General features: G+C 54.9%; 4 protein-coding genes. 3 read left to right on the forward strand and 1 reads right to left on the reverse strand.

Annotation, left to right across the window (positions count from 1 at the left end; all coding sequences use genetic code 11):
• The first annotated feature begins 8 nt into the window (after nt 1-8).
• Together KIH86_RS00475 and KIH86_RS00480 are read left to right on the forward strand one after the other, a co-directional pair.
• Nucleotides 9-1,310: an ABC transporter substrate-binding protein gene (locus KIH86_RS00475; RefSeq protein ID WP_223082940.1), complete on the forward strand. Its 1,302-nt coding sequence runs from the start codon at nt 9-11 to the stop codon at nt 1,308-1,310.
• Nucleotides 1,311-1,397: 87 nt separating this feature from the next.
• Entirely contained in the window at nt 1,398-3,434 is a 2,037-nt protein-coding gene (locus KIH86_RS00480; RefSeq protein WP_235775205.1) for a beta-galactosidase, read from the forward strand.
• A 115-nt stretch (nt 3,435-3,549) separates the two neighbouring features.
• On the opposite strand, the gene KIH86_RS00485 is transcribed toward KIH86_RS00480, so the two are convergent.
• On the reverse strand, nt 3,550-4,392 hold the full coding sequence (locus tag KIH86_RS00485; RefSeq protein ID WP_223082938.1) for an AraC family transcriptional regulator: 843 nt from the start codon (nt 4,390-4,392) through the stop codon (nt 3,550-3,552).
• A 108-nt stretch (nt 4,393-4,500) separates the two neighbouring features.
• On the opposite strand from KIH86_RS00485, the gene KIH86_RS00490 reads away from it, so the two are divergent.
• Nucleotides 4,501-6,528: a beta-galactosidase gene (locus KIH86_RS00490; RefSeq protein ID WP_223082937.1), complete on the forward strand. Its 2,028-nt coding sequence runs from the start codon at nt 4,501-4,503 to the stop codon at nt 6,526-6,528.
• Nucleotides 6,529-6,969: the final 441 nt, after the last annotated feature.

A 6,969-nucleotide genomic window follows, 5' to 3' on the forward strand; every position in this document is an offset into this window, starting at 1 on the left:
TACTTACAATGAAGAAGACGAAGTCTGCGGTGATTCTTTCCGTTATGCTGACGATGAGTTCGCTGCTCGCCGCATGCGGCGGTTCGAACAATACAAACGCTGGCACATCCCAAAATGGAAGCGCTGGCAACACCGGCCAAGTGAAGACAGTCAAAATTTTTCAGTTCAAGACGGAAATCGTCGAGGGACTCAACGAGTTGAAAGTGGAATTTGAGAAAGAGCATCCGAACATCAAGCTGGACATTCAGACGGTAGGCGGCGGCGCGGACTACGCGGCAGCGCTTAAGACGAAGTTCGCATCGGGCGACGCTCCGGATATTTTCTCCAACGGCGGTTATGCGGAAATGGATATGTGGCAGGACAAGCTTGAGGATCTGTCCGATCAGCCTTGGGTGAAGGATTTGATTCCACTCGCCGCAGAGCCGATGACCAAGGACGGCAAAGTATACGGAATGCCGATGAACCTGGAAGGAATCGGTTATGTCTACAACAAGGATTTGTTCAAAAAAGCCGGCATTACCGAGACGCCGAAGACCATTACTGAACTGAAAGCGGACGCGGAAAAATTGAAGGCAATCGGCGTGATTCCGTTCGCCAACGCCTATCAGGAATGGTGGCTGCTCGGCAACCAGGGCATCAGCGTGGCATTTGCCCGGCAGGATGATGTGAATGCCTTTATTAAGGGATTGAATGACGGTACGGCTACCATCGTAGGCAATGACAAGTTTGAAAAATGGAGCAATCTGCTGAAGCTGACGGTCGATTACGGCCAGAAGAACCCGCTGACTACAGACGCCAATACCCATCTGGCGATGTTCGCCAATGGCGAAGCCGCCATGATGCAGGAAGGCAACTGGGCTCAGACGCTGGTCGACAATATCAACCCGAACATGAACATCGGTATGTTCCCGATGCCGATTGACGACGACGCCGAGCACAACGACAAGATGACCGTAGGTATTCCGGCGAATCTTGTGGTGAACAAGGACTCCGCATCGAAAGAAGAAGCGAAGGTCTTCCTGAACTGGCTCGTTACTTCCGATATGGGTAAAGAGTATATCGTGAAGAAGTGGAAGTTCATCCCGGCGCTCTCCACGATTCAGACGACACCGGAAGATATCGGGGATCTTGGCTCTGATGTATGGAATTATGTTAAGGAAAATAAAGTGTACGGTCTTCAGTCCTCCAAATTCCCGGATGGCGTTACCCAGGAATTTGCCAGCGTGATTCAGCAGTTCATCGCAGGCAAGATGGATGTGAAAGGCTGGGAACAGGGCATGCAGGACGCCTGGGACAAGCTGAAGAAATAAGAGTAAAGAACCGATTTAGGAATAACATATAAGCGCGACTTCAAGCGGGCGTCTTCCGGTTTTTTGACAAGCCGAAAGACGCCCTTTATGTTTGAACTGACAAGAGTATTCAAGGGAGTGCTGGAAATGATAAATACGTATACCGGTGTGCAAATCGGCGTCGATTATTATCCGGAGCATTGGGACGAATCCTTGTGGGAACCGGATATCCGGCTTATGAGTGAGACGGGCGTCAAGGTTGTGAGGATCGGCGAATTCGCCTGGAGCCGGCTGGAGCCGAGCGAGGGGCGGTTTCAATTCGGCTGGCTCGACCGGTCGCTGGAGCTGTTCGCCCGTTATGGAATCCAGGTTGTGATCGGGACCCCTACGGCAACGCCGCCGAGATGGCTGACGTTGAAATGTCCCGATGTGCTGCCTGTATTCGCGAACGGGCAGACCTTTCATCCCGGCGTTCGCGGTCATCGCTGCTACAACAGCCGGTCGCTGCGCCGATATGGCGAACGCATTATCCGAAAGCTGGCCGAACGCTACGCGGACCATCCCGCCGTCATCGGCTGGCAGACCGACAACGAATTCGGCATGACCGACTGCTGCTGCGATTCCTGCAATGAAGACTTCCGGGAGTGGGTCAAGACGAAATACGGGTCGCTCGACGCCGTCAACCGCGAGTGGGGAACGGTGGTATGGAGCGGGGAATACAGCGACTGGGAAGAACTGACGGTTCCTTACGGCGGCTCTCCCCACCAGAATCCTTCCTTTCTGCTCGATTTACAGCGGTTTCAATGGGATTCCGTCGCGCAGTTTCAGCGCGGGCAGGTGGACACTCTGCGCCGGCTCTGCCCGCAGCATTTCATTACGCATAATTTCCATACGTATCCGCAGCGGCTGAACCTGTACCAGCTCGGCGCCGATCTTGATGTGGCTTCCTTCGATTACTATCCGAACCCCTCGCCGCAGAAGCAGGAGACGGCTCCGTACAGCGGCGCACTGTCTCTCGATTTGACACGGGGGATCAAGCGTCGGAATTTCTGGATTATGGAGCAGCTCAGCGGCCCGCCGGGCTGCTGGTTCCCGATGTGGCGGACGCCGTATCCGGGCTTGATTCGCGCCTATGCCTGGCAGGCCATTGCCCGGGGAGCTGATACGGTCGTCCATTTCCGCTGGCGCAGCGCCGTGGCCGGAGCGGAGCAGTATTGGCATGGGCTGATCGACCACAGCAATGTGCCCGGCCGGCGTTTTGCCGAGTTCGCCCGGCTCTGCGAGGAGGTCAACGGACTGGCCGGCCTGCTGGAAGGAACCGCTGTCTCGAATGAAACCGCAATCCTCCATTCCTATGAGCAGCTTGCGGCGCTGAACATCCAGCCGCAGGCGGAAGGGATGGATTATTACGAGAACATCAAGCTGTATCACCGGGCGCTGACGAAGCTCGGCTTCGGCTGTGATGTGATCGACTGGCGGCAGCCGCTCGAAGGCTACAAGCTGGTCATTGCGCCAAGCCTTTATCTGCTTGATGAGGAAGCAGCCGGAAGGCTGGAGGATTTCGCCGCGCAGGGCGGCACGCTGATCCTGACAAGCCGCACGGGCGCCAAGCACTTGAATAATCAATGCGTCATGCTTCCGCTGCCGGGGCTTCTGGCACACGCTGCCGGAGTTCATGTCAGTGAATATGATCCGATCGGCGAAGAAAGCCATCTTCTTCGCGATGCTTCCGGCGCGGAGTACGCCTGCAGCCAGTGGTGTGATCTTCTCGAACTGAAGGGGGCCGAGCCGGTGGCTTGGTACGGAGATGATTATTACGCCGGAACACCCGCCGTTACCGTGAACGCTTGCGGACAAGGCCGGATATACTATGCCGGAACACAGCCGGAGGAACGCTTCTGGACGGGATTGCTGGGCGGAATCGCGGACCAGCTCGGGATTTCGGGATTCGCCGGCCTGCCGGAAGGCGTTCAGGTTTCGCGGCGCAGCGGGGCGAGCGGCATCTTCCTGTTCGTGCTTAACCTAAGCCGGGAGCCGCAAACCCTGGCGCTTGCGAAAGCCTGTGAAGGGCTGCTTGACGGCTCCATGCATAGCGGCGAACTGAAGCTTGAGCCGTTCGGGGTGGAGATTTTGCGCTTATCCTAGTGTTCGATTTCCAGGTGAGCGCATGGGATTATCGAACGGGATCAGGCGTTAATATCAGAGTTAATCCCGAGTCAATTTCGAGTCAATCCTGAGTCCATCCTGTGTCAATCCAAACTTAGTGTAACCTGCGGAACTGCTCGGGGGTAACACCCGCCTGTCTGCGGAAAGTGGCCACGAAATGGCTCACATCCCGAAAGCCCACTCTTTGCGAGATCGTTTTAACCGTTACGGAGGGCTCTCCAATGAGCATTTCCTTGCTCTTCCGTATGCGAAGCCGGACCAGATAGGCGTAAGGGGACAGTCCGAAGGTCTGGAGAAACAGATTGCCCAGATGGCGTCCGGACACGCCCAGACAGGCGGACAAGTCGCTGAGGCCGATATCCGGGTCGCCATAATGGCTCTCCATCCAGTTCAGCAGAGGCTGCAGCTTGTCGATGTTGCGGCTGATCGGGGCGTTGCCCCGAAGCTGCCCGAATTTGCTCAAAGTAATGAGAAAACGGTAAACGCCCGTTGACGATTCCAGGCCGAGCATATCTCCGCCCGCCTCCTGGCGCTCCAGCATAAGGCCCACCATTCCGTTCAGCGGCGCTTCCTGCTCCCAGCTGAAGAAGGCGGAGAAATGGATTTCCAGCGATTCCAGAATGGATTCGGCGGAACTTCCGCCAAAGGTCAAATAATAGGTCTGCCACTTGCCCTCCAGCGCCTCATACCGGTGTGGAACGCCCGGAAGCAGCAGCATTCCCGTACCTGCCGGCAAGGGCACCGATTTGTCGCCGAAGTGGAGGATGCCTTCGCCGGATAACGTCTCGATCCAGTGGTACAGATGGTAGCCGTCCGGACGGGACACTTGCTCTTGCTGGGGGTTGTAGCCGATACTCTCCATCGTCAGGGGAAGGTGGCGTCCGCCTTCATCGGCGAATTGAATTCTGCGGTGGCCTTCAATGAGTGGAGGATGCATGTTATCACTTCCATATAATTATATGTTATGTCCCGAATATTATATTTAACGCTGATCTGAAGACGTTTACAATTAAAATATAATTATACTATAAAGGAAGTGCTCAACTTGATCAACGATAAGCTGCCAAAGATCTGGTACGGCGGAGATTACAATCCGGAGCAGTGGGAAGCGCCCGATTGGGCGGAAGATGACCGGATGTTCAAGCTGGCGGGCATCGATGTAGCTACGGTTAACGTTTTTTCCTGGGCGATGATCCAGCCTGATGAGGATACCTATGATTTCTCGTTCCTTGACGCAACCATGGACCGGCTGTACAAGAACGGGACTTATGTCTGCCTTGCGACAGCAACTGGCGCGCATCCGGCCTGGATGGCACGCCAGTACCCGGAAGTTACGCGAGTAGACGTTATGGGGAGAAAACGCAAGTTCGGGGGCCGGCATAACTCCAATCCGAACAGTGAAGTCTATCGCAAGTTCGCCGCCCGGCTGGCGGGAAAGCTGGCGGAGCGCTATAAGGACCACCCAGCGCTGGTGGCCTGGCATATTTCCAATGAATATGGCGGGTATGACTATTCGGAACAGTCCGAAGCCGCTTTCCGGGTATGGCTGAAGGAGCGGTACGGTACGCTCAACGCTTTGAACAAAGCATGGAACACGCGATTCTGGGGCCATACGTTTTACGATTGGGAAGAAATTGTGCTGCCGAGCGAACTCAGCGAAGAGTGGAACGGCAACCGCACCAACTTCCAGGGGATATCGCTGGATTTCCGGCGTTTTATGTCTCACAGTCTGCTGGAATGCTACAAGATCGAATATGACGCCATTCGGGAGCACAGCCAGGGCGTGCCGATTACGACGAACCTGATGGGCTTTTATCCGGAGCTGGATTATTTTGAGTGGGCCAAATATATGGATGTCATCTCCTGGGATAACTATCCTTCGCTGGATACGCCCGTGAGCCATACTGCCATGACTCATGATCTGATGCGGGGGCTCAAGCACGGCCAGCCGTTCATGCTGATGGAACAGACGCCAAGCCAGCAGAATTGGCAGCCTTACAACTCGCTGAAGCGTCCGGGCGTTATGCGGCTGTGGAGCTATCAGGCCGTGGCGCGCGGAGCGGACACCGTGCTCTTCTTCCAGCTTCGCCGGTCGATCGGGGCCTGCGAGAAATACCATGGCGCCGTGATCGAGCATGCCGGGCATGAGCATACACGGGTATTCCGTGAGGTGGCCGAGCTTGGACGAGAGCTGCAGCTGCTCGGAGACGAACTTCTGGATGCGCGGAGCGCCGCCAAAGTAGGCATCGTATACGACTGGGAGAACCGTTGGGCTCTCGATCTGTCGAGCGGACCTTCCGTCGCGCTGGATTACGTAAATGAAGTTCATAAATATTACGACACGCTGTTCACCCAGCATATCGAGACCGATATGATCGGGGTGGAAGAGGACCTGTCCAAGTACGAGATTGTCATTGCTCCGGTTATGTATATGAGCAAGCCGGGTTTTGCCGCCAAGGTCGAGGCTTTTGTACAAGCGGGGGGAACGTTCGTAACGACCTTCTTCAGCGGCATTGTCAATGAGAACGATCTGGTGACCGTCGGCGGCTATCCGGGCGAATTGCGCAAGGTGCTCGGCATCTGGGCGGAGGAAATCGATGCGCTGCTGCCTGGCATGAGCAACCAGCTCGTCATGAAGCAGGAATGGAACAAGCTGAGCGGAAGCTATGAGTGCGGCATTCTGTGCGACTTGATTCATACAGAGGGCGCGGAGACACTGGCGGTGTACGGCTCCGATTTCTATATTGGAATGCCGGCTCTTACGGTGAACCAGTTTGGAAAAGGCAAGGCGTACTACGTAGCGTCGAGTCCGAACGCCGATTTCCTCAAAGGATTCCTGGCGAACCTGTGCGCCGACAAACAAATCAGCCCGCTGGTGAATGCCCCTGAAGGACTGGAGGCGGCGCGCCGGGTGAAGGATGGTGCATCGTACCTGTTCCTGCTCAACCACACCGAGAATGAGCTGACTGCGGAAATCGGCGAGCGCTCGCTCAAGGATTTGCTGACAGGCGAGACATTCCAGAGTACGGCGGCTGTACCGGGACGTGGCGTGCGGATTCTGACTGAGAAATAAGATCCCGGCTTTTGAGAAAAATCCATGATACGAGCTGGTCCCTACGATCGGCTCGTTTTTCTTTATTTCTTCATATAGAAGAAGGACGCCCGAGTAGAGGCAGGTGACACTATTTATTTAAGGACTCTGTTAGGATGATGACTCTCTTTTGACTGGGTGAACTTACCGGTTGATGCCGGGCCGGCTGACGTGTTATATTCATTATCCGGCCGCGGACAAGGCGGTTGATTGAAAGCTTTTAATGACTGCTAGAGTAACTGGTAAAAATTATGACTTGCCATTTCGGTTGTGATGATGGTATAGTATAAAAGTTGCTGCTGAGACATTAAGTGAAGCGGCAGGAAAGACTGAGAAATCGAGTCGCTTGATCTTTGAAAACTGAACAACGAGTGAGTATTAAATGAGAATTAATTTCTCGTCAGATTCAAAATGAGCAAATCA

This window comes from Paenibacillus sinensis (genome assembly GCF_019904155.1).
Taxonomy (GTDB): Bacteria; Bacillota; Bacilli; order Paenibacillales; family Paenibacillaceae; genus Paenibacillus_AQ; species Paenibacillus_AQ sinensis.

What these genes read in the sequence shown, in the direction of transcription:
- KIH86_RS00475 (WP_223082940.1), top strand. Translation starts at nt 9, where the DNA reads ATGAAGAAGACGAAGTCTGCGGTGATTCTTTCCGTTATGCTGACGATG.
- KIH86_RS00480 (WP_235775205.1), top strand. Translation starts at nt 1,398, where the DNA reads ATGTTTGAACTGACAAGAGTATTCAAGGGAGTGCTGGAAATGATAAAT.
- KIH86_RS00485 (WP_223082938.1), bottom strand. Translation starts at nt 4,392, where the DNA reads ATGCATCCTCCACTCATTGAAGGCCACCGCAGAATTCAATTCGCCGAT.